The 26000-nt window shown below is 71.3% G+C and carries 20 protein-coding genes, 2 tRNA genes and 1 pseudogene; 16 read left to right on the forward strand and 7 right to left on the reverse strand.

Going from position 1 to position 26000, the window contains the following annotated elements; genetic code table 11:
- Nucleotides 1–172 precede the first annotated feature (172 nt).
- From dnaA to ACQPW6_RS19290, 12 genes and pseudogenes are all read left to right on the forward strand, one after another.
- Nucleotides 173–2137: a chromosomal replication initiator protein DnaA gene (gene dnaA / locus ACQPW6_RS19235; protein WP_433890878.1), complete on the forward strand. Its 1965-nt coding sequence runs from the start codon at nt 173–175 to the stop codon at nt 2135–2137.
- An 879-nt stretch (nt 2138–3016) separates the two neighbouring features.
- Complete coding sequence (gene dnaN / locus ACQPW6_RS19240; RefSeq protein WP_433890879.1) at nt 3017–4147, forward strand: DNA polymerase III subunit beta; 1131 nt, start codon at nt 3017–3019, stop codon at nt 4145–4147.
- Nucleotides 4148–4293: 146 nt separating this feature from the next.
- Nucleotides 4294–5184, forward strand: a pseudogene (gnd, locus tag ACQPW6_RS19245) (phosphogluconate dehydrogenase (NAD(+)-dependent, decarboxylating)); the annotation flags it as partial.
- A gap of 108 nt (nt 5185–5292) precedes the next feature.
- Nucleotides 5293–6426: a DNA replication/repair protein RecF gene (recF, locus tag ACQPW6_RS19250; RefSeq protein ID WP_433890880.1), complete on the forward strand. Its 1134-nt coding sequence runs from the start codon at nt 5293–5295 to the stop codon at nt 6424–6426.
- Between the two features lie 179 nt (nt 6427–6605).
- A complete protein-coding gene (locus ACQPW6_RS19255; RefSeq protein ID WP_433894589.1) occupies nt 6606–7190 on the forward strand; it encodes a DUF721 domain-containing protein in 585 nt (194 codons plus the stop codon).
- Nucleotides 7191–7513: 323 nt separating this feature from the next.
- Nucleotides 7514–9514: a DNA topoisomerase (ATP-hydrolyzing) subunit B gene (gyrB, locus tag ACQPW6_RS19260; RefSeq protein ID WP_433890881.1), complete on the forward strand. Its 2001-nt coding sequence runs from the start codon at nt 7514–7516 to the stop codon at nt 9512–9514.
- A gap of 80 nt (nt 9515–9594) precedes the next feature.
- A complete protein-coding gene (gene gyrA / locus ACQPW6_RS19265) occupies nt 9595–12213 on the forward strand; it encodes a DNA gyrase subunit A (protein ID WP_433890882.1) in 2619 nt (872 codons plus the stop codon).
- Between the two features lie 3 nt (nt 12214–12216).
- Nucleotides 12217–12876 carry a DUF3566 domain-containing protein gene (locus tag ACQPW6_RS19270; RefSeq protein WP_433890883.1) on the forward strand — a complete coding sequence of 220 codons (660 nt, stop codon included), beginning with the start codon at nt 12217–12219 and terminating at the stop codon, nt 12874–12876.
- Nucleotides 12877–12956: 80 nt separating this feature from the next.
- Nucleotides 12957–13030 (forward strand) — tRNA-Ile (locus ACQPW6_RS19275).
- Nucleotides 13031–13198: 168 nt separating this feature from the next.
- On the forward strand, nt 13199–13348 hold the full coding sequence (locus ACQPW6_RS19280; RefSeq protein ID WP_433890884.1) for a DLW-39 family protein: 150 nt from the start codon (nt 13199–13201) through the stop codon (nt 13346–13348).
- A 257-nt stretch (nt 13349–13605) separates the two neighbouring features.
- The gene (locus ACQPW6_RS19285; protein ID WP_433890885.1) at nt 13606–15906 is read left to right on the forward strand and encodes a vWA domain-containing protein; all 2301 of its coding nucleotides are present in this window, start codon (nt 13606–13608) and stop codon (nt 15904–15906) included.
- A complete protein-coding gene (locus ACQPW6_RS19290; RefSeq protein ID WP_433890886.1) occupies nt 15903–17222 on the forward strand; it encodes a hypothetical protein in 1320 nt (439 codons plus the stop codon). Before ACQPW6_RS19285 ends, ACQPW6_RS19290 begins: the two co-directional genes overlap by 4 nt.
- Nucleotides 17223–17285: 63 nt before the next feature.
- On the opposite strand, the gene ACQPW6_RS19295 is transcribed toward ACQPW6_RS19290, so the two are convergent.
- Nucleotides 17286–18818, reverse strand: a complete 1533-nt coding sequence (locus ACQPW6_RS19295) for a serine/threonine protein kinase (protein ID WP_433890887.1) — start codon at nt 18816–18818, stop codon at nt 17286–17288.
- A 79-nt stretch (nt 18819–18897) separates the two neighbouring features.
- Nucleotides 18898–19464, reverse strand: coding sequence for a DNA-binding protein (locus tag ACQPW6_RS19300; protein WP_433890888.1), 567 nt, complete (start codon nt 19462–19464; stop codon nt 18898–18900).
- A gap of 105 nt (nt 19465–19569) precedes the next feature.
- Here ACQPW6_RS19300 and ACQPW6_RS19305 point away from each other — a divergent pair.
- Nucleotides 19570–19642: transfer RNA gene (locus ACQPW6_RS19305), tRNA-Ala, on the forward strand.
- Nucleotides 19643–19871: 229 nt separating this feature from the next.
- Nucleotides 19872–20858, forward strand: coding sequence for an IS481 family transposase (locus ACQPW6_RS19310; protein ID WP_433894407.1), 987 nt, complete (start codon nt 19872–19874; stop codon nt 20856–20858).
- Here ACQPW6_RS19310 and ACQPW6_RS19315 read toward each other — a convergent pair.
- From ACQPW6_RS19315 to ACQPW6_RS19335, 5 genes are all read right to left on the reverse strand, one after another.
- Entirely contained in the window at nt 20855–21280 is a 426-nt protein-coding gene (locus ACQPW6_RS19315) for a DUF2750 domain-containing protein (RefSeq protein ID WP_433890889.1), read from the reverse strand. The genes ACQPW6_RS19310 and ACQPW6_RS19315 overlap by 4 nt on opposite strands.
- Before the next feature lie 63 nt (nt 21281–21343).
- Complete coding sequence (locus ACQPW6_RS19320) at nt 21344–21790, reverse strand: tyrosine-type recombinase/integrase (RefSeq protein WP_433890890.1); 447 nt, start codon at nt 21788–21790, stop codon at nt 21344–21346.
- 309 nt (nt 21791–22099) lie between these two features.
- The gene (locus ACQPW6_RS19325; protein ID WP_433890891.1) at nt 22100–22582 is read right to left on the reverse strand and encodes a DUF6907 domain-containing protein; all 483 of its coding nucleotides are present in this window, start codon (nt 22580–22582) and stop codon (nt 22100–22102) included.
- A gap of 32 nt (nt 22583–22614) precedes the next feature.
- On the reverse strand, nt 22615–23265 hold the full coding sequence (locus ACQPW6_RS19330) for a hypothetical protein (RefSeq protein ID WP_433890892.1): 651 nt from the start codon (nt 23263–23265) through the stop codon (nt 22615–22617).
- Nucleotides 23262–23693, reverse strand: a complete 432-nt coding sequence (locus tag ACQPW6_RS19335) for an ATP-binding protein (RefSeq protein ID WP_433890893.1) — start codon at nt 23691–23693, stop codon at nt 23262–23264. Before ACQPW6_RS19335 ends, ACQPW6_RS19330 begins: the two co-directional genes overlap by 4 nt.
- 355 nt (nt 23694–24048) lie before the next feature.
- On the opposite strand from ACQPW6_RS19335, the gene ACQPW6_RS19340 reads away from it, so the two are divergent.
- Nucleotides 24049–25383 (forward strand): transcriptional regulator, encoded by a 1335-nt coding sequence (locus ACQPW6_RS19340; RefSeq protein WP_433890894.1) that lies wholly within the window; start codon nt 24049–24051, stop codon nt 25381–25383.
- A gap of 110 nt (nt 25384–25493) precedes the next feature.
- Nucleotides 25494–25976, forward strand: a complete 483-nt coding sequence (locus tag ACQPW6_RS19345; protein ID WP_433894590.1) for an NUDIX hydrolase — start codon at nt 25494–25496, stop codon at nt 25974–25976.
- Nucleotides 25977–26000 lie beyond the last annotated feature (24 nt).

The raw sequence follows: 26000 nt of genomic DNA on the forward strand, positions 1-26000 counted from the left end.
TCAAACCCGGTCGTGCCGCCCCCGCCATTTGTACACACCCTGTGGACAACGACTTGAACCGCGCAGGCCGCGCTGACTACCGTGGCTGAACTCCGTACTCCTCCGACCAGGCTCCAGGACCACCCTTTCGCGGAGTCCTCGCACCACCAAGCGATCCGAGAGAGCGTGCCCCGTGGCTGACGTAACTGCCGATCTTGCCGCTGTGTGGCCGCGTGTTCTGGAGAAACTCCTGGCGGACGGCGAGGACCTGCGGCCACAGGACGCGGAGTGGCTCAAGCGCACCCAGCCGCTGGCGCTGGTGGCCGGCACGGCGGTGCTCTCCGCGCCGAACGAGTTCGCCAAGAGCAAGCTGGAGGGCCGGCAGCTGCTGCCGCAGATCACCGCGGCGCTCAGCCATGAGTTCGGTCACCCCGTCGGCATCGCCATCGCGGTGGCCTCGGGCGGCGACCAGGAGCAGGGCCCCGGCCCCGGCCCCGGTCCCGGCCAGGGACAGCAGCCGCCCGCCCCGCGGCCCGAGCAGCAGCAGGCCCCCGACCCGTACGAGCACGACGACGGCCCGCGGATGCGCCGCGCCTACCCCGACCACCGGTCCGACGAGTGGCCGCCGCGCCAGGTGGACGACGGCTGGCAGCAGCCCCGGCTGGGCAGCTGGGGCGTCCCCACCGGCGGCTACCAGGACCGCGACCCCGACCCGATGGGCCAGCGGGACCAGCGCGACGCCCGCGACCTCGGCCAGCGCGACCCGCGCGACCTCCGGGATCAGCGCGACCACCTCGACCCCCGGGACGGCCGCGACCAGCACGACCAGCGTGATCAGCGCGACCTCAGGGACCCGCGCGACCACCTCGACCCGCGCGACGGCCGCGACCAGCGCTACCGCGGCGACCCGCACGACGACGGCTACCCGACCGTTCCGCACCAGGGCCACCAGGGCGGCCACCAGCCGTACCCGCCCGCGCAGTCCGGCTACCAGCAGCAGGCTCCGCCGCAGCCGCCCGCGCCGCGCTCGGAGCAGCTCGGCGGCCGGCCGCCCGGCAACCGCGGGCACGGCGCGCCCGGCGGCCACGGATCGGGCGGCTCCGGCAGCTCGGGCGGCGCCGTGGAGCCGACCGCCCGGCTGAACCCGAAGTACCTCTTCGACACCTTCGTCATCGGCGCGTCCAACCGCTTCGCGCACGCCGCCGCGGTGGCCGTCGCCGAGGCGCCGGCCAAGGCGTATAACCCGCTGTTCATCTACGGCGAGTCCGGGCTCGGCAAGACCCACCTGCTGCACGCCATCGGGCACTACGCGCGGAGCCTGTACCCCGGCACCCGGGTGCGGTACGTGAGCTCGGAGGAGTTCACCAACGAGTTCATCAACTCCATCCGGGACGGCAAGGCGGACGCGTTCCGCAAGCGGTACCGGGACATGGACATCCTTCTCGTGGACGACATCCAGTTCCTGGCCAGCAAGGAGTCCACGCAGGAGGAGTTCTTCCACACCTTCAACACCCTGCACAACGCCAACAAGCAGATCGTGCTGTCCTCCGACCGGCCGCCCAAGCAGCTGGTCACCCTGGAGGACCGGCTGCGCAACCGCTTCGAGTGGGGCCTGATCACCGACGTCCAGCCGCCCGAGCTGGAGACCCGGATCGCGATCCTGCGCAAGAAGGCGGTGCAGGAGCAGCTCAACGCCCCGCCCGAGGTACTGGAGTTCATCGCCTCGCGGATCTCACGCAACATCCGCGAGCTGGAGGGGGCGCTGATCCGGGTCACCGCGTTCGCCAGCCTCAACCGGCAGCCGGTGGACCTGCAGCTCACCGAGATCGTGCTCAAGGACCTGATCCCGGGCGGCGAGGACTCGGTGCCGGAGATCAGCGGCACCGCCATCATGGCCGAGACCGCCGCCTACTTCGGGCTGGCCGTGGACGACCTGTCCGGCTCCTCACGCAGCCGGGTGCTGGTGACCGCCCGGCAGATCGCGATGTATCTGTGCCGCGAGCTGACCGACCTGTCGCTGCCCAAGATCGGCGCGCTGTTCGGCGGCCGGGACCACACCACCGTGATGCACGCGGACCGCAAGATCCGCTCGCTGATGGCCGAGCGGCGCTCCATCTACAACCAGGTGACGGAGCTGACCAACCGCATCAAGAGCTGACGCGGCCGGCCCGCGCCGGGCCCCCCGCACCGGCCCACAGACGGCCGCACACGTCCACAGAACGCCTCGTACGGCGGCGCCCCGGGAGTCCAACTCCCGGGGCGCCGCCGTTTGTTCGCCCGCCGCGCCACCCCCGGCATTCACTCGATCGTGGCCGTCCTGTTCGATTCCCGTGCGCCGCAGGGCAGTTCTCCACAGGTTTGTGGCGATCGGGCCGTCCACACCCTGGGGACAGCGAAGTTATCCAGATGATCTCCACAGGCGACCCGCCCGCAAGATCGTCTGCCCAGCTCAGCCGGTTGTGGAAATGTGGGCAACCTCGATCCACAGACTGTGGACGCAACCGGCGTCCACAGTCGGCCGGTTCCGGTTGTCCACCGCTCGCCCACAGGCCAGGGCCACTTGTGCACAGCTTGGCCCCGCTTCTCCACACCTTTGTCCACTGTTCGGCAACGAAATGCCCTCTGTCCCTCGCAGGAGTGAACCGCGTCACACCAAGGAGGGCGGTTGGCCTGGGGAGAACCTGGGTATTTCTGTGTACGGAGCTGGGGGTAACCCGGGTCCCCCTGTGGGCGGCGTGTGCACAACTTTTCCGCGTCCACAGCGACCCCTGGTTATCCACGGGCGGCGTCCACAGCCGCGGTGGACAAAAAACGCGGCCTGACCTGCACCGGAACCGGTTATCCACGGTATCCACACCCCCTACTACTACGACTACACGTAGATAGCGGGGAAACTGCTTCGAAGTACGGGGTGTGCACAACTCGGCCCGGCTCGTCGGGCGACGCGTGTCGCGGCTTGACGACAACCCGCACCGACTGTCAGTCCTGTGCGTCAGACTGTTCCCCGACAGTCAGCAACAAGCAGGAGGCGGTTCCGGTGAAGATCCGGGTGGAGCGCGACGTACTTGCCGAGGCGGTGGCTTGGGCAGCCCGCAGCCTCCCGGCCCGTCCCCCGGTGCCCGTCCTGGCCGGGCTGCTGCTGAAGGCCGAGGAGGGCCTGCTGAGCCTGTCGGGCTTCGACTACGAGGTCTCGGCGCGGGTCTCGGTGGAGGCCGAGGTCGACGAGGAGGGCACCGTCCTGGTGTCCGGCCGGCTGCTCGCCGACATCTCCCGGTCGCTGCCCAACCGCCCGGTGGAGATCTCCACCGAGGGCGTCCGGGTCACCGTCGTCTGCGGCAGCTCCCGGTTCACCCTGCACACACTGCCTGTGGAGGAGTACCCGGCGCTGCCCGCGATGCCGATCGCGTCCGGCACCGTGCCCGGCGAGGTGTTCGCCGCCGCCGCGGCCCAGGTGGCCATCGCCGCCGGCCGGGACGACACGCTGCCGGTGCTCACCGGTGTGCGGTTCGAGATCGAGGGCGACACCGTGACGCTGGCGGCCACCGACCGCTACCGCTTCGCGGTCCGCGAGTTCCTGTGGAAGCCCGAGCAGTCCGACATCTCCGCCGTCGCGCTGGTCCCCGCCAAGACGCTGCTCGACACCGCCAAGTCGCTGACCAGCGGCGACACCGTGTCCATCGCGCTGGCCGGCTCCGGCGAGGGCGAGGGCCTGATCGGCTTCGAGGGCGCCGGCCGGCGCACCACCACCCGGCTGCTCGAAGGCGACCTGCCCAAGTACCGCACGCTGTTCCCGACCGAGTTCGCCTCGATCGCGGTGATCGAGACCCCGCCGTTCGTCGAGGCGGTCAAGCGCGTCTCCCTGGTGGCCGAGCGCAACACCCCGGTGCGGCTGAGCTTCGAGCAGGGCGTGCTCACCCTGGAGGCCGGCTCCAGCGACGACGCACAGGCTGTGGAGCGGGTCGACGCCAAGCTGGAGGGCGACGACATCTCGATCGCCTTCAACCCGACCTTCCTGCTCGACGGGCTGAGCGCGATCGACTCCCCGGTGGCGCAGCTGGCGTTCACCACCTCCACCAAGCCCGCGCTGCTCAGCGGCCGTCCCGCGGTCGACGCCGAGGCCGACGACGCGTACAAGTACCTGATCATGCCGGTGCGGCTGTCCGGCTGAGCGCCCGTCGACAGCCGGGCTCCCGTGTCCGGCCTGGCGCCCCTCGCGGGCCCGTGGCCGGTTGAGTCCAGCGCTGAGTGCAGGGCATACGAGCAGGAGCGAAGGGGCCCACGTAGGCTCGTTCTCAGGTCAGTCACGCTTCGAACGAAGGATCTGCGATGGAGCTCGGTCTCATCGGTCTCGGCAAGATGGGCGGCAACATGCGCGAGCGCATTCGCCGCGGCGGCCACACTGTCATCGGGTACGACCGCAACGCCGATCTCGCCGATGTCCACAGCCTCAAGGAGCTTGTGGACTCGCTCAAGGGCCCGCGAGTGGTGTGGGTGATGGTGCCCGCCGGTGCGGCCACCCAGTCCACCATCGACGAGCTGGGCAAGCTGCTGTCGCCCGGCGACGTCGTGGTGGACGGCGGCAACTCCCGCTGGACGGACGACGAGCGGCACGCCAAGGAGCTGGCCGACAAGGGCATCGGCTTCGTCGACTGCGGTGTCTCCGGCGGCGTGTGGGGCCTGGCGAACGGCTACGCGCTGATGTACGGCGGCACCGACGAGGACGTCGCCAAGGCGCAGCCGATCTTCGACGCGCTCAAGCCCGAGGGCGACTCCGGCGCGGTGCACGCGGGCAAGGTCGGCGCCGGCCACTTCGCGAAGATGGTCCACAACGGCATCGAGTACGCGATGATGCAGGCGTACGCCGAGGGCTGGGAGCTGCTTGAGGCAGTGGACTCGGTCACCGACGTACGCGAGGTGTTCCGCTCCTGGAAGTCCGGCACGGTGATCCGTTCCTGGCTGCTCGACCTGGCGGTGGACGCGCTGGACAAGGACGAGAGCCTGAGCAATCTGCGCGGTTACGCGGACGACTCCGGTGAGGGCCGCTGGACGGTCGAGGCCGCCATCGACAACGCGGTGCCGATGCCCGCGATCACCGCCTCGCTGTTCGCCCGGTTCTCGTCCCGCCAGGAGGACTCCCCGCAGATGAAGATGATCGCCGCGCTGCGCAACGAGTTCGGCGGCCACGCCGTCACCGCCGCGGAGTAGCCGCCGCGACCCGCCGGCCGCCGCCCGCGCCGCACCACGGCCGGGCGGCCCGGCAGCACCGCACGTCACAGCAGGGAGGTCGGCGCGGCACCCGCGCCACAGCACGCGATGCACGTAAGCCACCTTTCGCTCGCCGACTTCCGCTCCTACGCCCGGGCCGAGGTTCCTCTCGACCCGGGCGTCACGGCTTTCATGGGGCCTAACGGCCAGGGCAAGACCAACCTGGTCGAGGCGGTCGGCTACCTGGCCACGCTCGGCAGCCACCGAGTGGCCTCGGACGCGCCGCTGGTGCGGGTCGGCGCGCAGCGCGCGGTGCTGCGCGCCCAGGTGACCGGCGGCGACCGGCAGCAGCTGGTCGAGCTGGAGATCAACCCGGGCAAGGCCAACCGGGCCAGGATCAACCGCTCCTCGCAGGTGCGGCCGCGTGACGTGCTGGGGATCGTGCGCAGCGTGCTGTTCGCGCCGGAGGACCTGGCGCTGGTCAAGGGCGACCCGGGCGAGCGGCGCCGGTTCCTCGACGAGCTGCTCACCGCGCGGGCGCCGCGGCTCGCGGGGGTGCGCGCCGACTACGAGCGGGTGCTCAAGCAGCGCAACACGCTGCTGAAGACGGCCGCGATGGCCCGCAGGCACGGCGGCAAGGGCGCGGACCTGTCCACCCTCGACGTGTGGGACCAGCATCTGGCGCGGGTCGGCGCGGAGCTGCTCGCGCAGCGGCTCGACCTGGTCGCGGCGTTGCAGCCGCTGACCGACAAGGCGTACGAGCAGCTGGCGCCCGGCGGCGGCCCGGTGGCGCTGGAGTACCGCAGTTCGATGGGCGACGAGCAGCTGGCCGGCGCCGACAGCCGCGAGGAGCTGTTCGGGCGGCTGCTGGCGGCGCTCGGCGAGAACCGCCGGCAGGAGGTCGAGCGCGGGGTGACCCTGGTCGGCCCGCACCGCGACGACCTGGTGCTCAAGCTCGGGCCGATGCCGGCCAAGGGCTACGCCAGCCACGGCGAGTCGTGGTCGTACGCGCTGGCGCTGCGGCTGGCCTCCTACGAGCTGCTGTGCGCCGACGGCGGCGAGCCGGTGCTCGTGCTCGACGACGTCTTCGCCGAGCTGGACACCCGCCGTCGCGAGCGGCTGGCCGAGCTGGTGGCCCCCGGCGAGCAGGTGCTGGTGACGGCGGCGGTCGACGACGACGTGCCGGGCGCCCTGGCCGGCGCCCGCTTCACGGTGCAGAACGGGACGGTGGAACGACTGTGACGAAGCAGGCAGGCGCCTCCGGCGGCAGTGGCAGGACGGGCCGCGGCGGGTCGGCCCCGACCGAGCGCTCCGGCGCGGAGGCGAACCCGCCCTCCGCCGCACCCCGCCGCCCCGGCGCGGAGGCGAACCCGCCCTCCGCCGCGCCCCGCCGCCCCGGCGCCTGGCCCGGGGCCCAGCCGATCCCGCCCCAGGACACCCAGCCGCCCGGCCGCGGCACTCCCGCCCAGCCCCCGCAGCCGTCCCCGGCCGCGCAACCGGCGGGCGCCGAGTCCTCCGGCGTCGACCTCGCCCGGGTCGCGCTGCGCGCCGCCAAGGAGCAGGCCCGCGCCCGCGGCGCCGCCGCCGTGCAGAAGAAGCAGGCCCGCCGCGGCGGGCTGCGCAGCGGCGCCCGCGCCGACGGCCGCGACCCGCTGCCGCTGGGCGCGGCCATCAACCGGCTGATCACCGAGCGCGGCTGGGAGGCGCCGGCCGCGGTCGGCGGGGTGATGGGCCGCTGGCCGCAGCTCGTCGGCCAGGAGGTGGCGCAGCACTGCGCGCCCGCGCGCTACGACGAGGAGGAGCGCGTCCTGACCGTGCAGTGCGACTCCACCGCGTGGGCGACGCAACTGCGGCTGCTCGCCCCCACCCTGGTCGCCCGGCTGAACGCCGATCTCGGCCAGGGCACGGTCAAGCTCATCAAGGTGCTCGGCCCGGCGGGCCCGCCCAGGAGCTACGGCAGGCTGCGGGCGCCCGGCAGCCGCGGACCCGGGGATACGTACGGCTGAGACCTGCGGATACGTACGGGTGAGCGGGCCGGCCGCGGCCCGGCGGCCGGTTCCCTGCTCAGGGTAGCCGGAGCGTTGCCGGGGGTTGACACCCGAAGCCCTGGACGCCCGTGTGAGCGGTTTCGGCCCCGGGTCCGCGTGTAGGGAGTCGGACGACAGCCCTTTCGCACGGCACATGGGAACTCAGGTACCGGCAAAGCCCCATTCACGTCCGCGCTACCGGTAGACTGGTAGGCAGACCGCCCTCCCCTGGCAGCAGACAGGGGTAACCCAGCGGAACCTGTCGAAAACGCAGTCGCCCCCCCGGTGCGGGGGGACGACTCGTGCTGTGCCAGAAAGGGCGCTTCGTGGCCGATTCCGGCAACCCCAACGAGAAATCCAACACGTCCTACGATGCCAGCGCGATCACCGTGCTGGAAGGACTCGACGCGGTGCGCAAGCGCCCCGGCATGTACATCGGTTCGACCGGTGAGCGGGGCCTGCACCACCTCGTGCAAGAGGTGGTCGACAACTCCGTCGACGAGGCGATGGCCGGTCACGCGGACACCATCGACGTCACGATCCTGCCCGACGGCGGCGTGCGCGTGGTGGACAACGGCCGCGGCATCCCGGTCGGCATGGTCGCGTCCGAGGGCAAGCCGGCCGTCGAGGTCGTGCTGACCGTGCTGCACGCCGGCGGCAAGTTCGGCGGCGGCGGCTACGCGGTCTCCGGCGGCCTGCACGGCGTCGGCGTGTCCGTGGTCAACGCGCTGTCGACGCGCGTCGCGGTCGAGGTCCGCACCGAGGGCCACCGCTGGACACAGGACTACAAGCTGGGTGTGCCCACCGCGCCGCTGGCCAAGAACGAGGCGGTGACCGAGACCGGCACCACCGTCACCTTCTGGGCCGATCCGGACATCTTCGAGACCACGGACTACTCGTTCGAGACGCTGTCGCGCCGCTTCCAGGAGATGGCGTTCCTGAACAAGGGACTGCGCATCTCGCTGACCGACGAGCGCGCCGACCACGTGGACGAGGAGGGCAAGCCGCTCGGCGTCACGTACCACTACGAGGGCGGCCTCGTCGACTACGTGAAGTACCTGAACTCGCGCAAGGGCGAGCTGGTCCACCCCACCGTCATCGACATCGAGGCGGAGGACAAGGAGCGGCTGCTGTCCATCGAGGTCGCGATGCAGTGGAACAACCAGTACAGCGAGGGTGTCTACAGCTTCGCCAACACCATCCACACCCACGAGGGCGGCACTCACGAGGAGGGCTTCCGCGCGGCGCTGACCGGCCTGGTCAACCGCTACGCGCGGGAGAAGAAGTTCCTCCGCGAGAAGGACGACAACCTCGCCGGCGAGGACATCCGCGAGGGTCTGACGGCGATCATCTCGATCAAGCTCGGCGAGCCGCAGTTCGAGGGCCAGACGAAGACGAAGCTCGGCAACACCGAGGCGAAGACGTTCGTCCAGAAGGTCGTGCACGAGCACCTGACCGACTGGCTGGACCGCAACCCCGTCGAGGCCGCGGACATCATCCGCAAGTCGATCCAGGCGGCCACCGCCCGGGTCGCGGCCCGCAAGGCGCGGGACCTGACCCGCCGCAAGGGGCTGCTGGAGTCGGCCTCGCTGCCCGGCAAGCTCAGCGACTGCCAGTCCAACGACCCGACGAAGTGCGAGATCTTCATCGTCGAGGGCGACTCGGCCGGCGGCTCCGCGAAGTCCGGCCGCAACCCGCAGTACCAGGCCATCCTGCCGATCCGCGGCAAGATCCTGAACGTCGAGAAGTCGCGGATCGACAAGATCCTGCAGAACACCGAGATCCAGGCGCTGATCTCGGCCTTCGGCACCGGTGTGCACGAGGACTTCGACATCGCCAAGCTCCGCTATCACAAGATCATCCTGATGGCGGACGCCGATGTGGACGGCCAGCACATCAACACCCTGCTGCTGACGTTCCTGTTCCGCTTCATGCGCCCGCTGGTCGAGGCCGGCCACGTGTACCTGTCCCGCCCCCCGCTGTACAAGATCAAGTGGGGCCGCGACGACTTCGAGTACGCGTACTCCGACCGCGAGCGGGACGCGCTGGTGGAGCTGGGCAAGAGCGCGGGCAAGCGGATCCGCGAGGACTCCATCCAGCGCTTCAAGGGCCTCGGCGAGATGAACGCCGAAGAGCTGCGGGTCACCACGATGGACATCGACCACCGGGTGCTCGGCAAGGTCACTCTGGACGACGCGGCGCAGGCCGACGACCTGTTCTCGGTGCTGATGGGCGAGGACGTGGAGGCACGGCGCTCGTTCATCCAGCGCAACGCCAAGGACGTCCGCTTCCTCGACATCTGAGTCGGCCCACCCCGAACCCGAGTCGGCCCCGACCGGCCGCGGCAGCCGTGTGAGCGGTGTGAAAGGACAATCTGACAGCGATGGCCGACGAGAATTCCAACCTTCCCCCCACCCCCGACGTCCCCGAGTCGGAGATGGACCAGCGCAACGAGGCCGGCGGCCTGCGGATCGAGCCCGTCGGGCTCGAGACCGAGATGCAGCGCAGCTATCTCGACTACGCGATGTCCGTCATCGTCTCGCGCGCGCTGCCCGACGTCCGGGACGGCCTCAAGCCGGTGCACCGCCGCGTGCTGTTCGCCATGTACGACGGCGGCTACCGGCCGGAGAAGGGCTTCTACAAGTGCGCCCGCGTCGTCGGCGACGTGATGGGCACCTACCACCCGCACGGCGACTCCTCGATCTACGACGCGCTGGTCCGGCTCGCGCAGCCGTGGTCGATGCGGATGCCGCTGGTGGACTCCAACGGCAACTTCGGTTCCCCGGGCAACGACCCGGCCGCCGCCATGCGGTACACCGAGTGCAAGATGATGCCGCTGTCCATGGAGATGGTCCGGGACATCGACGAGGAGACCGTCGACCACCAGGACAACTACGACGGCCGCAACCAGGAGCCGACGGTCCTGCCGGCCCGGTTCCCGAACCTGCTGATCAACGGCTCGGCGGGCATCGCGGTCGGCATGGCGACGAACATCCCGCCGCACAACCTGCGCGAGGTCGCCGACGGCGCGCAGTGGTGCCTGGCCAACCCCGAGGCCACCCCTGAGGAGCTGCTCGACGCCCTCATGGAACGGATCAAGGGCCCGGACTTCCCGACCGGCGCGCTGGTCGTCGGCCGCAGGGGCATCGAGGACGCGTACCGCACCGGCCGCGGCTCGATCACCATGCGGGCGATCGTCGAGGTCGAGGAGATCCAGAACCGGCAGTGCCTGGTCGTCACCGAGCTGCCGTACCAGACCAACCCCGACAACCTCGCGCAGAAGATCGCCGACCTGGTCAAGGACGGCAAGGTCGGCGGCATCGCCGACGTCCGCGACGAGACGTCCTCGCGCACCGGGCAGCGGCTGGTCATCGTCCTGAAGCGGGACGCGGTCGCCAAGGTCGTGCTGAACAACCTGTACAAGCACACCGACCTGCAGACCAACTTCGGCGCGAACATGCTGGCGCTGGTCGACGGGGTGCCGCGCACCCTGTCGCTGGACGCGTTCATCAGGCACTGGGTGACCCACCAGGTCGAGGTCATCGTCCGGCGCACCCGGTTCCGGCTGCGCAAGGCCGAGGAGCGGGCGCACATCCTGCGCGGCCTGCTCAAGGCGCTCGACGCGATCGACGAGGTCATCGCGCTGATCCGGCGCAGCGACACCGTCGAGACCGCGCGGGCCGGCCTGATGGGCCTGCTGACCATCGACGAGATCCAGGCGAACGCGATCCTGGAGATGCAGCTGCGCCGGCTGGCCGCCCTGGAGCGGCAGAAGATCATCGCCGAGCACGACGAGCTGCAGGCCAAGATCGACGAGTACAACGCGATCCTGGCCTCACCCGAGCGGCAGCGGCAGATCATCAGCGAGGAGCTGCAGGCGATCGTCGACAAGTACGGCGACGACCGGCGCAGCAAGCTGGTGCCCTTCGACGGCGACATGTCCATCGAGGACCTCATCGCCGAGGAGGACATCGTCGTCACGATCACCCGTGGCGGCTACGTCAAGCGCACCAAGACCGAGGACTACCGGTCGCAGAAGCGCGGCGGCAAGGGCGTACGCGGCACGAAGCTCAAGCAGGACGACATCGTCGACCACTTCTTCGTGACCACCACCCACCAGTGGCTGCTGTTCTTCACCAACAAGGGCCGGGTCTACCGGGCCAAGGCGTACGAGCTGCCCGACGCCGGCCGGGACGCCCGCGGCCAGCACGTCGCCAACCTGCTGGCCTTCCAGCCGGACGAGCGGATCGCCCAGATCCTGGCGATCAAGGACTACCAGGCGGCGCCGTACCTGGTGCTCGCCACCAAGTCCGGCCTGGTGAAGAAGACCGCCCTGAAGGACTACGACTCCCCGCGGGCCGGCGGCGTGATCGCCGTCAACCTGCGGGAGGCCGACGTCGAGGGCGGCTTCGACGAGCTGATCGGCGCCGAGCTGGTCTCCGCCGACGACGACCTGCTGCTGGTCAGCCGGAAGGCCCAGTGCATCAGGTTCACCGCGACGGACGAGGCGCTGCGCCCGATGGGCCGTGCCACCTCGGGCGTGAAGGGTATGAGTTTCCGCACGGGTGACCAGTTGCTCTCGATGAATGTGGTCAGGCCGGGTACGTTCGTCTTCACAGCCACCGACGGCGGCTACGCGAAACGCACTTCCGTGGACGAGTACCGCGTCCAGGGCCGCGGTGGCCTCGGCATCAAGGCGGCGAAGATCGTGGAGGACCGGGGCTCGCTGGTCGGGGCGCTGGTGGTCGAGGAGAGCGATGAGATCCTGGCCATCACCCTTGGCGGCGGAGTGATCCGCACGCGGGTCAACGAGGTCAGGGAGACCGGCCGTGACACCATGGGCGTTCAGCTCATCCATCTCGGCAAGCGGGATGCCGTCGTAGGTATCGCGCGCAATGCTGAGGCGGAGGACGATCCGGTGGTGGCCGCGGTGGCCGGCGACGGAGAGCACGACGCAGTGGCCGAGGGCGAGCAGCCCGCGGCCGGTGAACCGGAGGAGTAAACCGTGAGTGGAGCCACGGGCGCCGCAGGTGGGCCCGGCAGGACCGGGGGTGCCCATGGCTCGTCCCATCTCAACGGTCCTCAAGAGGGGGGATACAGCGTGACGGACACCCGTCAGCCGCCACATCAGCCGCCGTCGGCCTACACGCCGCCGCCGCCGTCGGGCGCGCCCGCGGTGGGGGGCGGCGGGGCGGCGACCGGCACGGCAGGCCCGTCGGCGCGGGCCGCCTCGTCCGGTGCCGCGGCAGGGGTGCGCAGGCCGCGTCCGGCCGCCCGCACCATGCCGCGCACCCGCAAGGCGCGGCTGCGGGTGTCCAAGGCCGACCCGTGGTCGGTGATGAAGGTCAGCTTCCTGCTGTCCATCGCTCTGGGCATCTGCACGATCATCGCGGTCACGGTGCTGTGGATGGTGCTCGACGCGATCGGCGTCTTCAGCACCGTCGGCTCGACCATCAGCGAGGCCACCACGTCCGAGCAGGGCGGCAAGGGCGGCTTCGACCTGGTGTCGTTCCTGTCCCTGTCCCGGGTCCTGATGATCACCTCGGTGATCGCCGTGATCGACGTGGTGCTGGCCACCGCGCTGGCCACGCTCGGCGCCTTCATCTACAACCTGTCGGCCGGTTTCGTCGGCGGCATCGAGCTGACGCTGGCGGAGGACGAGTAGCGACGGGTAGCCGCAGATCGAGGTCGCGGATACCGATTTTGGGACAAGGCCCCGGGTGCGCTAATCTTTCGGTGCAGCGCGGGGCTATAGCTCAGACGGTTAGAGCGCTTCCCTGATAAGGAAGAGGCCCCAGGTTCAAGTCCTGGTAGCCCCACTCGCGCAAACAGCCCCTCACGGCCACCGTGGGGGGCTGTTGACATCTACGGGCGACATCAGTTGTCCGGAATCTGTCCGGCAAGCAAGGTAACCGTTCGGTATCGGCTGCTGTGTATAGTCGGGCGGGTCAGAAGCTGTCCCCATGGAAGAAGGAGGAGGCCACGCGATGAAGAAGATTCTCCTGGTCGCTTTGGCCGCCGTCGCTGGGCTGTTCGTGTACCGACAGATTCAGGCGGACCGCGCCGAGCAGGACCTTTGGACGGAAGCCACTGACGCGGTACCGGCCGGTTCCGGCGGGGCCGACGCCAACGTGTGAGACGCCAGTGAGACGCCGGCAGGTGTCGAGCCGTCTCCGGGCCCCGGCCGCACAGCGCGGTCGGGGCTTCGCTGTTGCCAGACCGTGACCGCGGCCCCTTGAGTTTGCGTGAGCAAAGGTAATACTTTGCTTAAGCAAACGTTGCTGTGTGGGTGCGAGGGGGATGGAACGCCATGGAACGACGACCGCCGGAGAGGCCGCCGGGCAGGGCGATACGGGCCTTGGCCAGGGCCCTGACCAGGGCTCGGACCAGGGCCGTGACCAGGCGCCCCGGCACGGCGATACGGGCCGCCTCACGGGCCGCCGCCCCGGCTCTTGGCGCCGCCGCAGCCGGGCTGCTGCTGGTGATGTGGGCGGCCCTGGCGGCCGCGCCCGCCGCCCTCGCGGCCCCGGCCGCACCCGCGGCACCCGCCGCGCCGACCGCCGCCGCCGGCAGCGACGGCAGCCTGATCATGGTGCTCGACTCCTCCGGCTCGATGGCCGGCCCCGACGGCTCCGGCCACACCCGGATCGCCGCCGCCCGCACCGCCGTCGGCTCCGTCGTGGACTCGCTGCCCGACGGCTACCCCACCGGCCTGCGGGTCTACGGCGCCGGCAAGGCGCACGGCTGTGACGACACCGGCCTTGTGCAGCCCGTCACCCCCCTCGACCGCGCCGCGGTGAAGCGCGCGGTGGCCGCCGTACAGCCCAAGGGCGACACCCCCACCGCGCTCGCGCTCCAGCGGGCCGCCGCCGACCTGCCCGCCACCGGCCGGCGCAGCATCCTGCTGATCTCCGACGGCGAGTCCAACTGCGGTACCCCCAAGCCCTGCCAGGTCGCCGCGCAGCTCGCGGGTGACGGCATCGGGCTGCGGATCGACACCGTCGGCTTCCAGGTCAAGGGCGCCGCCAGGGACGAGCTGGAGTGCGTGGCCCGCGCCGGGCACGGCGCCTACTACGACGCACCGGACGCCGCCGCGCTCGGCAGGCAGCTGGTCCGCGCGTCCCAACTGAGCGCCGACGCCTACCTGTTGCAGGGCACCAAGCTCGCCGGCGGCCCGTCCGCCGGGCACGCGGCGGCGATCAGCGCCGGCCACCAGTACCTGGACACCATCGGCCCCGGCGAGACCCGCTGGTACGCGGGCACCCTCGACGCGGCGAGCACCGCCGACCTGTCGGCGACGGCTGTCCCGCAGCCGGGCGTCCCGGTGGGCTACGGCGACGGCATCGAGCTGTCGCTGACCTCCGTCGGAAGCGGTGGCAGCGGTGGCAGCGGCGGCAGCAGCGGCAGCACCTGCGACACCCAGTCCCGGCACTTCGGCCAGGACGAGGGCGCCACCACGCTCACCGGCGCGGTCAGCCGGATCCCCAGCCACGCCCACGACGGCCCCTGCGACGCCGCCGGCCGCTACCTGCTGTCGGTGCACCGCACCAGCGCGGCGGGCTCCGACCAGGGCCGCTGGCCGCTGGAGCTGCGCTTCGATAAGGAGGCGCCGCTGCCGCCCGGCACCGTGCCGGCCGGCGCCCGTACCGACTACGGCAGCGCGCCCGCGCCCGTCACCGGCACCCCGCACGACCTCACCGGCGGCACCGGCTTCAACGACGCCACCCGGGTGGGCACCGGGGTCTGGCGGGACAAGCTGCTGCCGGCGCAGACCCGTTACTACAAGGTGCACGTCGGGTGGGGCCAACAGCTCACCTACGCGGCCGAGTTCGCCAACGAGCCGCTGCTCGACGAGAGCGCCGCCGGCGAGTCCACCTTCGTGGACACCACCGCCTACGCACCCGGCAGGCTGCCGGTCGAGGACGCGTCCGACGCCCGTGACAGCCGTTCGTACTACGGCGAGCCGCTGTCGGTCGGGCTCGGTACGGTGCCGGTCACGTGGACCAACCGCTGGGTGGACACCGGGTCGGCGGTCGCCGTGCACCAGGCGGGGGACTACTGGATCGCGGTCGGACTCGGCCCGAACGCGGCGAAGTTGGCGAAGAACACGGCGGTGCGGGTGATCCTGCGGGTCGACGTCAGCGGGCAGGAGCTGGCCGGGCCGCAGTACCAGGCGCCCGCGCTCGCGAAGAACGGCGGGAGCGGCGGCACGTCGTCCGGCGGGGTCAACGAGCAGGCGGGGGGCGGGGGTTCGACGTCCGGCGGGTCCGGTTCTGGCTCCGGCTCCGGCTCGGGTTCCGCCTCCGGCGGGATCACCGGTACGGATCTGCTCGCGGCCGGCACCGGGGGCGCGGTGGCGGCTGCCGGGGTGGGCGTGGCGGCGCTGGTGCACCGGGCCAGGACGCGCGGGCCGGCCGGGCCGGTTCACCCGGCGACTCACCCGGCGGCCAACGCGGGCTACCCGACCGGGACGTACGGGAGCCCGTACGGCGGCCCCGGCGACACGAGCACCGAACCGTACGACGGCCCCGGCGGTGCGTACACCGGTTCCGGCGGCGACCCGTGGGACCCGAGCGGCCAGAACGGCCCGGGCGGCCTCAACGGCCCGAGCGGCCAGAACGGCCCGGACCGGAACGGCGGCCAGGACCACAACGGCGGCCAGGACATGAACGGTACGAACAGGGGTGGGGCATGAAGCGCACGATGATCACCGCGGCGGCCGCGTTGCTGGCGCTCGCCGCCCTCCAGGGCCGGGCCGCGGCCGACGGCACCCCCGCGGCGGGCGATCCGACCTGGGCACCGTCCGGCAAGCTGCTGGCCGGCGCCGCCAACTCCGCGGACGCGCCCGGGATGCGGCCGGCCACCGCGTACCGCGACACCATCGGGCCCGGCCAGACCAAGTTCTACGCGCTGGCGCTCGACGCCAAGTCGTCCGCGTACGTCTCGGCGTTCGCGACCCCGACGATGGGCTCGCGGGTCGCCTACAACGACGGCCTGGAGCTGAAGTTGCAGAGCGCGGACGGCTCCGACTGCGACAGCCAGAGCGTGCACTTCGGCTCCGACCAGGACGCGCACCCGGTAGGCACCGCGGTCTCCCGGGTGATCGCCCCGGACGCCTCGTCCTGCCAGGAGGCCAACGCGTACACCGTGCGGGTGACCCGGGTCAGCGACCCCGCGTCCGACCCCGGGATCTGGCCGCTCGAACTGCGCTTCGTCTCCGAGCCCGGGCTCAGGGCGGGCGCATCCCCGCGCCCCGCCCCCGACTTCGGCTCCGCCTCGCCCACCCCGCTGATCGCCGGCACGCCCCAACAGGCGCACGGCGGCCCGAGTTTCGAGACGGCCGCCGCGGTGAAGACCGGCATCTGGAAGGACCGGGTGGCGCCCGGCGAGACCCGCTTCTACAAGGTCCCGGTGGACTGGGGCCAACAGGCCACCGTCTTCTCCGACTTCTCCACCGCCCCGGTCAAGGACGACACCCAGTACATCGGCGACGGCGTACGCCTTGGCTGCTACAGCCCGGTGCGCGCCCTGATCGACGACTCCAGCCACTCCTACTCCGGTTCCGCCGCCTCGCTCGACTACCAGACGGCGCCGGTCGCGTACGCCAACCGCACGGACGACAGCGAGGAGGTGACGATGACCAGCGTGGCCGGCTGGTACTACTTCGCGGTCACCGTCCACCCGGACGTGTCCAAGGCGGTCAGCGGCCCGGTGCCGGTGACGCTGCGGATCGACGTCAAGGGCACCGCGCAGCCGGCGCCGGCGTACGTCTCGGACCCGGGCGCGGCGGGCATCGGCCTGGACGCGCACGACGTGTCCTCGGCGGACGGCGGCTCGCACACGGCGTCGGCCTCGGGGTCGTCCTCGTCCGGGACGTCCGGGCTGCGGTTCGTCGCCTTCGCGGCGATGGGGGCGGGCGTGGTGCTGCTGCTGACGCTGGCGGGGTGGTACGGGACGGCGCGGCGGCGGTCGCGGCGGACGGTGGACGCGGTGCCGCCGCAGGGGTGGTGAAGTCGCCCCTGCGGGAGGGGAGTCGAGGCTTCCGGGTCTCCCGGTCGGGAGGCGACCTCCCGGTCAGGACGCTACGAAGGCCACGATGCCGACGGCGAAGCAGAGCACGGCCAGGACGAGGACGGTGATCGCGACCTTGGCGGGCGGGCCGGAGTGCGGGCGCCCGGCCGGGGACGGGGCCGTGCCGTAGGGCGCCGCCGGGTGGGCGGCGGCCGGCTGCGGGACCCTGAACTCGCCTGAGTTCGGCTGAGGTTGGGGCTGGGGCAAGGCGTGGGGCTGCGGGTGGCCCTGGACGCCCGCGTGCGCTTCCGCGCGGGTCCTGGTGTGCGTGGTCGGGTCGACCTTCGGCTGCGGGGGCAGCGGGGGCGGGTCCTGCGGCGGGTGGATCCGGCGGGGGTCGGCGTGGCCCGGGGCCTGTTGCGGCCCTCCCGCGTTCGGCGGGCCGCCGGCCTGGCGGGGGTCCTGGCCCTGGAACCCGCCCTGCTGCGGGAATCCGTGCTGCGGCTGGAGCTCGTACGGTGCCTGCGGGGTGCGCTCCGGTCCGTTGCCGGCGGCGTGCCGGCCGCCGCCTCCGCTTCCGCCTTGGGCGCGGACCGGTTGCTCGCCGGGGGCCTGCGGCGGGGGCAGCGGGAAGGCGGTGTTCAGGCCGGGGTCGCGGAACGGTGCGCCCGCCGCGGGGCCGTTCGCGCTCGCTGGACCGGCGGGGCCTGCCGGATCGTCCGGACCCTCGGCGCCGAAGCCGTCGGGCAGCGGCCCGATCTGGTCGAAGATCTCCACCGGCTCCTCCCCCGGCGCCGGTTCCGGGATCAGCTCGACGGCGGTCGCCAGCGCCTTGCGCGCGCCCGTCGCCGTACGGAACCTGGCGTGCGGGTCGGGTTGCAGCAGCGCGCCGACCACCTGCCACAGCGGCTCCGGCACCCCGATCGGCGCGGGCGGCATGCCCATCGCCAGGTAGCGCTCCGCGATGGCCTGCGCGTCCGGCTTCCGGCCGCCGAGCAGGTACAGCGCGACCAGCCCGACGGCGTAGAGGTCGGCCGGCACGTCGGGCTCGGCGCCGAGCATCTGCTCGGGCGCGAAGTAGCCGGGGGTGCCGACCACGTAGTCGGTCTCCGTCAGCCGGGCGTCGCCCTTGCGCATCGCGATGCCGAAGTCGGACAGCCGTACGTGCGGGGTGCCGGTGCCGGTCGCCTCCAGCAGGATGTTCGCGGGCTTGATGTCGCGGTGGATGATGCCCTCGGCGTGCACCGCGCTCAGTCCGGCGAGCAGCTGGTCGAGCAGCACGCACACGAAGCGGGGCGGCAGCGGCCCGTAGTCGCCGATCAGGTGCGACAGCGAGCCGCCGTGCACCAGGTCCATGGTGAACAGCACCTTGTCGTCGTCGGCCGCCCAGCTCGCCGGGGCCAGCACGTGCGGGTGGTCGATCCGCATCGCCTGCTCCCGTACGAAGCGCAGCAGCGCGTGCGCGTCGCTCTGCTGGAGCACCTTGGCGGCCACGTAACGGCGGCGGCGCCGGTCCCAGGAGCGCCACACGGCGCCCACGCCGCCGCGCCCGATCGGGTCCACCAGCTCGTACCGGCCCGCGAAGACCTCTCCCATGGTGTACCGCCCGCCCCCTTCGCCGTTCCGTTCCGACGGTGTCCCGACGGTATCCCGTCCGTCGCCGGCCGGTCGCCGGTCAGTCCTGGTGCGCCTCGAAATGCGCGACCGCGTCACTGGTGCGCCCGGCGCCGTACACACGGAGGAACTCTGCCAGTTGCGGGTGCGCCCGCGCGAGGGAGCGTGCCGCGCGCTCGATCTCGTCCGCGCCGGCCACCGAGCGCAGCACCGTCTGCATGCCGCGCACCACCTGCCGGGCGGAGGCGGCGGGCAGCTCGCCGGTCGCGGAGTGCGTGGTGCTGCCGAGCACCGACGAGCCGGCCGACTCGCGGATCTCGTCCATCCGCGCCGCCGCCTCGATCGCCCCGGTGCGGCCCTCCGCGACCTGCCACGCCAACTCCTGCAACGCCTGGAGCCGCTGCACCACCGCCGGGTTGCCGATCTTCGCCCGCTGCCCGCTCATCAGCTGCGACAGCATCGGCGCGGACAGCCCGAGCACCCCCGCCAGCCGGGCCTGGTTGAGCCCCAGCCCGCCGATCAGCCGCCGGAACAGATCCCCCAGCGGCTCCCCGTACCACCCGCGCTGCAGCTCCCTGGCCTCCAGCGCCCGCCCCCCGGCCCCCGCGTCCTGCGCCGACCCGTCCATGTCCACTCCCGCGTTTGCGCATGCGAATCCCGCAAACCATCCTAGGCGCCCCCCATATCCCGTTCGGCCCCCACCCGCCGAACCAGGTACGCTGTCTGCCGAAGAGGGGCCTTAGCTCAGTTGGTAGAGCGCTGCCTTTGCAAGGCAGATGTCAGGAGTTCGAATCTCCTAGGCTCCACAGTGTTTGTGCAGGTCAGCGGCCCCCTCGCCCGGGTAGGGCGAGGGGGCCGCTGGCGTCCTGTACACATTCTGTACACATCCGGCCGCAGCGTGCTGCGCGCTCTCGCGAGCGATGCTGCGGGCTAGTTGTATTGATCACGAGCGTTGTTGACACGTGTCGGGCTTGATCATGGCGAAGACCTCCGATGCAGTGGAGCTGTCTAGGACTGCACCGCATGGAGGTCTTCGTGTCCCACCGTAATGCCCGGCTGACCGTTCACGGCAGACGGCTGCTGGTTCAGCGGGTCGATGCCGGCCGGCCTGTGGCTCATGTGGCAGCCGAGATGGGAATCTCCCGGGCAACGGGCTACAAGTGGGTGAAGCGGTGGCGGGACGAGGGTGAGGCGGGTCTGGCCGACCGGCCGAGCAGACCCCGCACCACGCCGCACCGGACTGAGCCGGCTATCGAAGTGCGCGTGTGCGAATTGCGCCGGGAACGCAAGCTCGGGCCCGCCCGGATCGGCCCGGTCCTCGGCCTGCCGACATCGACGGTGCACCGGATCCTGACCCGGCACGGCCTGAACCGGCTGGCCTGGATGGACCGTCCGACCGGCACGGTGATCCGCCGCTACGAGCGGGACCGGCCGGGCGAGCTGGTCCACATCGACATCAAGAAACTCGGGAACATTCCCGACGGTGGCGGCCACCGCGTCATGGACCGCCAGGCCGGCGAGGCGAACCGCCAGGCCACCACACCCGCCCGCAGCCCCTCCGGCACCCCGAAGATCGGTTACAGCTTCATCCACACCGCCGTCGACGACCACTCCCGCCTGGCCTACAGCGAGATCCTGGGCGACGAGCGGAAAGAGACCGCCGTGGCCTTCTGGCAGCGGGCCCAGGCGTTCTACACCGGCCACGGGATCACCGTCGAGCGTGTCCTGACCGACAACGGCTCCTGCTACAAATCCCACGCCTGGCGCGACGCCCTGACCGCGGCCGGGATCACCCACAAACGAACCCGGCCCTACCGGCCCCAGACCAACGGGAAAGTAGAACGCTTCAACCGCACCCTGCTCGACGAATGGGCCTACCTCAAGCCCTACGCCAGCAACACCGAACGCACCGAAGCCTTCGCACCCTTCCTGCACGCTTACAACTACCATCGCTGCCACACCGCACTCGGAGGACAACCCCCGATCAGCCGTGTCAACAACCCTGCGGGTCAATACAGCTAGTCAGTCGCCGCCAGCCGGTTGAGAACTTCCTCGGAGGTGAAGCTCCAGCCGACCAGGCGCTGCCCACTCCAGTTGATGCCGATCACGAGCTCATCCCGGGCGGCGTCAGGCAGTACGCGTTCGCACCAGGTGTCCAATGGCATGGAACCCACGCGTAGCCCATGCCCCCAGATCCTCGCTGCCCTCTGGGCGCGGGCCGAGGTCGACCAGAACGGAAGACTCCGCGTGCCGTCCTCGGAGAGGTGGGTCGGGCTTCCGTCGTCATCCCGGACGAGCCAGACGACTCGGCTCTGGCGGACATCTTGGAAGAATGCTGCCGCCTGCGAACCGCTCTGACTCATGGCCAACGAGCCTACCGTTCCCCAGCACTCATTTCGTTGGAGTTCCTGGTGAGCGCCTCTGCCGGGCGCAGGTCCCGCCATGCTCTAGGCCAGTGGCCCCTCGCCCTTGGGTGAGGGGCCACTGCTAACTGGCAGCGTCAGGATTCAGGCCGCAGCTTGCTCCAGGGTGGACAAATCGGCCGCCGCCTCCTGGGCCTTCTGCTTCGTCCTCTCGGCTTTGGCCCTGGCCTTGGCGAGGACGCGGGCGCGGCGCTTGTGCATCTTCTTGGAGACCTCGTCGAGGCGGTCGGGGAAGAGGTGGCCGTAGACGTCGAGGGTCATGGTGGCGGACTTGTGGCCGAGCATGGTCTGGACGACGTTGACGTCGGCGCCGCTGGCTATGGCGAGTGAGGCGGCGGTGTGGCGGAGTTTGTGGGGCGTGACGCGGAGGTTGCCGAGGCCGGCTGCTTGGACGGCCGGGTCGAAGACCCGGCGGACGAAGTTGCTGGCGCGCAGGGCGCCGCCCTGGGGACCGGTGAAGAGGAGTTCGTCGGGATCGCGGCCTTCGACGTGCGGTTTCAGCTCGTCGATGAGGAAGGCGCTGAGGGGCACGGATCGCCGTTCGCCGACCCCGCCTGGCCCGCCCGGGCCGAGACCGCCGGCCACCACGTCCCACAGCTCCTGACGGAGACCGCGACCGACCGTGAGCTGGCCACCGCCCACTCTCCGGCCGAAGCCCTCATCTGGCGCCTCACCGCCGCTCCCGACCGCCGCGCCCAAGCCGCCCGAGCCCGCAGCCCCATCAAGAAGGCACCGCTGCCGGGTCCGGCTGCGCCAGTGCCTGATGCCCGGACGCCCGCTGCCGACGTGCGCAGCACTCCGCGCCGCCGGTAGTGGGCACCCGGGTGCCGCCAGAGGACGTCAGTCGTCGTGGTGGGCGGCCCAGTCAGTGCGGGCGGCCACCAGCCGCGGCACTATCTCGCGGTCCAGGCAGTCGGCCTGAGTGCGGAGCTGTCGGGCGATGTCGGTGAGGCCCTCAGGGTCGAGGTCGGTGATCCAGTGGTCGTCGATGAGGGCGATGCTGACCACGGGAATGCGGGGGTCGGGGTCCTCGGCGTAGGGGTGGCAGGTGATGTGGCCCCACAGGATCTCCGTGTCCTGCGGCGGTCGGCCGCTGCCCTGGACGGTGTTGACGTTCTGGCCGGGGAAGGCGGTGTGGTGGCGGATGTCGGCGAGGTGGGCGCCGAGGCGTTCGAGGGGGATTCCGGTGGTGCTGGGGTCGGTGTCGGCCCAGTCGGGCAGGTGCCCGGTGAGGGTGTGGCCGCTGGTGGTGGTGAGGGTCCAGGTCCGGCCGAAGACGTTGGTCGGCGGTTCGGTGGGGCGGGTGGTTGTCGCCGAGGTCACGGTGGTGTCTCCTTGTTGGTTGCTGTTGCTGGTCACGGGGTGAGGTCGGTGACGGTGAAGTCGCTGATGCGCATGATGAGTTGGCTGGCCAGGACCCACGGGAGTCGGGCGCTGTGGAACGGGAAGTCGGCGGTGCCCACCTGGACGGGGGCGGGGTGGGCGGGCTGGTAGAGGATGCCGTTGACGCCGTAGGGGACGGCGGTCCGCACTCGGAGCGCCACCCATTCGGGTCGCAGGTGCGGGCAGGCGCGGACGGAGCGGTGGGCGCAGGGCAGGCAGACCGGCGGGTGGGTGGTGATCTCGGCCACGGGCAGCAGGCTGCGGGCGCGGGCGTCGATCAGCCATAGCGTGCCCTGGTCGGTGCGGTCGGCCGGGCCGCCGCAGATCTGGCACAACAGCCGCTGCATGCAGAGGCGTTGCCGCAGGCTGTGGACCTTCCCGTACTGCGGAACACCCTTTCCCAGGCGTGAGGTTGTCCGGGTCCAGAGCACGCTGCTGGGGTCGTCCCGGTCGAAGGCCCGCCGGTCGGCGTAAGCAATCCCGGTCCACTGCCCGCCACGCGCCACCACGGCCACCGGCGGGTCCTGCTCCCCGCTCCACCGCGCGATGAACGGCACCATGTCCGGCCGTCCGGCGGGCCGGCTTCGATGGGCGGGGGCTGCGTGGCTGCTCGTCGTACTCATCGCACTGCACCTTCGTAGGCGGCCGGGCTGGTGGCGGGAGCTGCCGTGCGGGCTGCCGGGCCGATCTCGAACCAGACGGTCTTGCCGCCCGGTACGGCCGCGCATCCCCAGTCGTCGGCCAACGCCCCGACGAGCAGCAGCCCCCGCCCGCCCTCCGCATCCAGCGCCCCGTCGCGCGGTACCGGCCGACCCGGTTCGGTGTCGGTTACCTCGACCCGCACCCGCGTTCCGCTCCAGCGCATGGCGACAGCGCACGGGGCCTGGCTGTACCGGATCGCGTTGGTGATCACTTCGCTGGCCATGAGCGCCAGATAGCCGAGCGCTTCGTCGGTCAGCGGCACACCCCAGGCGCGCACGATCCGAACGACCTTGCGCCGAGCCGCCGACACCTTGACGTCCTCGGCCGGCACCAGGAAGCCGTAGGGCATGGTGGTGGGTCCGTCGCTTCCGTCTGGTGGGACTTGACGGGCATATGGCCGTTCCGTGCCCGGTGAGTTGCAGCGCGACATGTTCTCCACCTCTCGTAAGTGGGTTGATAAGAAGGGCACTTCGCCGCTTCGCATCGAAACCGCGGGGGCCGGCAGGCAGAACGGCGGTCCTGTGGTCGTGGCGAAGCCGTCTGCATACGGGTCGGCCGCCGACAATCAAGCGGCCGTAAGACGAGGTTCGGCCGATAACCGTCCGAGCGGGAGTGTGTGCGGGGCCCAGGCGTGAGGGTGGGAAACACACACTGTGTGAAACGGGATTGGCTACGCTCGCTGCACTGAGTGATGCGAGGACCACATGGAGCCAAACACGCTGCTTGACGCGCTGCTCGACGAGGCGGGCATGTCCCGGGTCGGTCTGGCCACCCGGGTGAACGCCGCCGGCCGGTCCAGGGGCAGACAGATGCGCTACGACCATTCCTCGGTGATCCGCTGGCTGCGCGGGCAACGTCCGCGCGGCATCGTTCCCGACCTGATCTGCGACGTCATCGCCGCCCGGCTGGGCAGACCGATCACCCTGGACGACATCGGCATGGGCAATCCGGCCAGGGACGAACCCGCCGCCCCGCTGGCCGGATTCATCGAGCGCTCGACCGCGCTGTGGCGAGGAGACGGTCAGCAGCGCGAGGATCTCCAACGAGCCCCGCTCATCACCGGCATGGCCGCGATCGGACCGGTCTGGGAGTGGGAGAACCCGCCCGACGACCTCGACGTCTCCCGCAGCGGCCAACTCCACGTGGGCCGCGCGGACGTCGAAGTGCTCCGAGTGGCCCGAACCCACTACGAGGCGATGTACCGGCAGACGGGCGGCGTGGCCACGCGCGGGCGGATCGTACGGTTCCTCGCCGACCACACCTCCCCGCTGGTGCGGGGCGCCTACACCGACGCCACCGGCCGCGACCTGCACCGCGCGGTGGGCGGACTGGTCGCCGTCGCCGGAATCTGCGCCTACGACTCCGACGCCCAGGGCCTGGCCCAGCGCTACTTCCACCAGGCGCTCCGCCTCGCCAAGGCGTCCGGGGACCGGGCGTTCGGCGGCTACGTGATAGCGCTCCTGGTCAACCAGGCAGTCTTCATGCGGGACTTCCGCCAGGCCGTGGCGTTCGCCGAGGCCGGCATCCGTACCGCGGGCGCCCACATCTCACCCGCACTGGCCACCGACCTGTACGCCATGCAGGCCAAGGCGTTCTCCCGGATGGGCGACCAGGCCGCCGCCCACCGCTGCATGCTCCTCGCGGAAGCCGCAGCCGCCCGCATCCGCCCGGCAGACGAGCCGGCCGAACTCGGCTACGTACAACCCGGCTTGGTCGAGGCCCAGCTCGCCGAAGCACTGATCAGCCTGGGCGACTGGGCACCGGCCCGGACCTACGCCACCGAAGCCGTACGCGCCCAGGCCCACGCCCGCGGCTCCGTACACCGCCTGGCCACCCTCGCCACCGCCGACCTCGGCCACGGCAACCCCGAGCAGGCCGCCGTCCACAGCCTCACCGCCCTCACCCTGGCCCAGGGCCAGGAGTCCCAGCGTCTGCGCGACCGCTTCACCCGCCTGCGCGGCCTGCTCGCCGACCACGGCTCCGCCGCCGGCCGGGCCGCCGTCGAGCAGATCGACGCCTCGCTGTCCCTGCCGCTGTGACCGGCTCGGTGCGATACCGTCCCAGGCACCGAGCAGGCAGCCAGGGACGGAGAGCGTACGTGTCGGTCTGGAAGAACCACGGCGAGAAGACCGTCTACGAGAACCCGTGGATGACGCTGAACCTCGCCGACGTCGAACTCCCCGACGGCCGCCACCTCGACCACTACCTCATCCGCCAACGCCCCGTCGCCCTGGCCACCACCGTCAACGAAGCCGGCGAAGCCCTGCTGCTGTGGCGGCACCGCTTCATCACCGACAGCTGGGGCTGGGAACTCGCCGCCGGTGTCGTCGAGCATGGCGAAGACCTCGAAGCCGCCGCTGCCCGCGAGATGCTCGAAGAAACCGGCTGGCGCCCCGGCCCCCTCCGCCACCTCCTGACGGTCGAACCCTCCAACGGCTTCACCGACAGCCGCCATCACGTCTACTGGTCCACCACCGCCGAATACGTCGGACACCCCGAAGACGACTTCGAATCCGAACGCCGCGAATGGGTCCCCCTGTCCACGGCCCCCACCCTGATCGAACGCGGCGAAATCCGCTCGGCGAACGCGGTCGCCGCGCTCCTCCTGCTCCACCACATGCATCACAGGTAAGGCGGTAGAACGTGCTGCCGTCCT

This window comes from Streptomyces sp. CA-111067, assembly GCF_050956065.1.
GTDB lineage: Bacteria > Actinomycetota > Actinomycetes > Streptomycetales > Streptomycetaceae > Actinacidiphila.

Excerpts from the sequence above, each read along its gene's own strand:
- recF (WP_433890880.1), top strand. The coding sequence starts at position 5,293 with ATGCACGTAAGCCACCTTTCGCTCGCCGACTTCCGCTCCTACGCCCGG.
- ACQPW6_RS19280 (WP_433890884.1), top strand. The coding sequence starts at position 13,199 with ATGAAGAAGATTCTCCTGGTCGCTTTGGCCGCCGTCGCTGGGCTGTTC.
- ACQPW6_RS19300 (WP_433890888.1), bottom strand. The coding sequence starts at position 19,464 with ATGGACGGGTCGGCGCAGGACGCGGGGGCCGGGGGGCGGGCGCTGGAG.
- ACQPW6_RS19315 (WP_433890889.1), bottom strand. The coding sequence starts at position 21,280 with ATGGCGGGACCTGCGCCCGGCAGAGGCGCTCACCAGGAACTCCAACGA.
- ACQPW6_RS19330 (WP_433890892.1), bottom strand. The coding sequence starts at position 23,265 with ATGAGTACGACGAGCAGCCACGCAGCCCCCGCCCATCGAAGCCGGCCC.
- ACQPW6_RS19340 (WP_433890894.1), top strand. The coding sequence starts at position 24,049 with ATGGAGCCAAACACGCTGCTTGACGCGCTGCTCGACGAGGCGGGCATG.
- ACQPW6_RS19295 (WP_433890887.1), bottom strand. The coding sequence starts at position 18,818 with ATGGGAGAGGTCTTCGCGGGCCGGTACGAGCTGGTGGACCCGATCGGG.
- ACQPW6_RS19345 (WP_433894590.1), top strand. The coding sequence starts at position 25,494 with ATGACGCTGAACCTCGCCGACGTCGAACTCCCCGACGGCCGCCACCTC.
- ACQPW6_RS19335 (WP_433890893.1), bottom strand. The coding sequence starts at position 23,693 with ATGCCCTACGGCTTCCTGGTGCCGGCCGAGGACGTCAAGGTGTCGGCG.
- gyrA (WP_433890882.1), top strand. The coding sequence starts at position 9,595 with ATGGCCGACGAGAATTCCAACCTTCCCCCCACCCCCGACGTCCCCGAG.
- ACQPW6_RS19290 (WP_433890886.1), top strand. The coding sequence starts at position 15,903 with ATGAAGCGCACGATGATCACCGCGGCGGCCGCGTTGCTGGCGCTCGCC.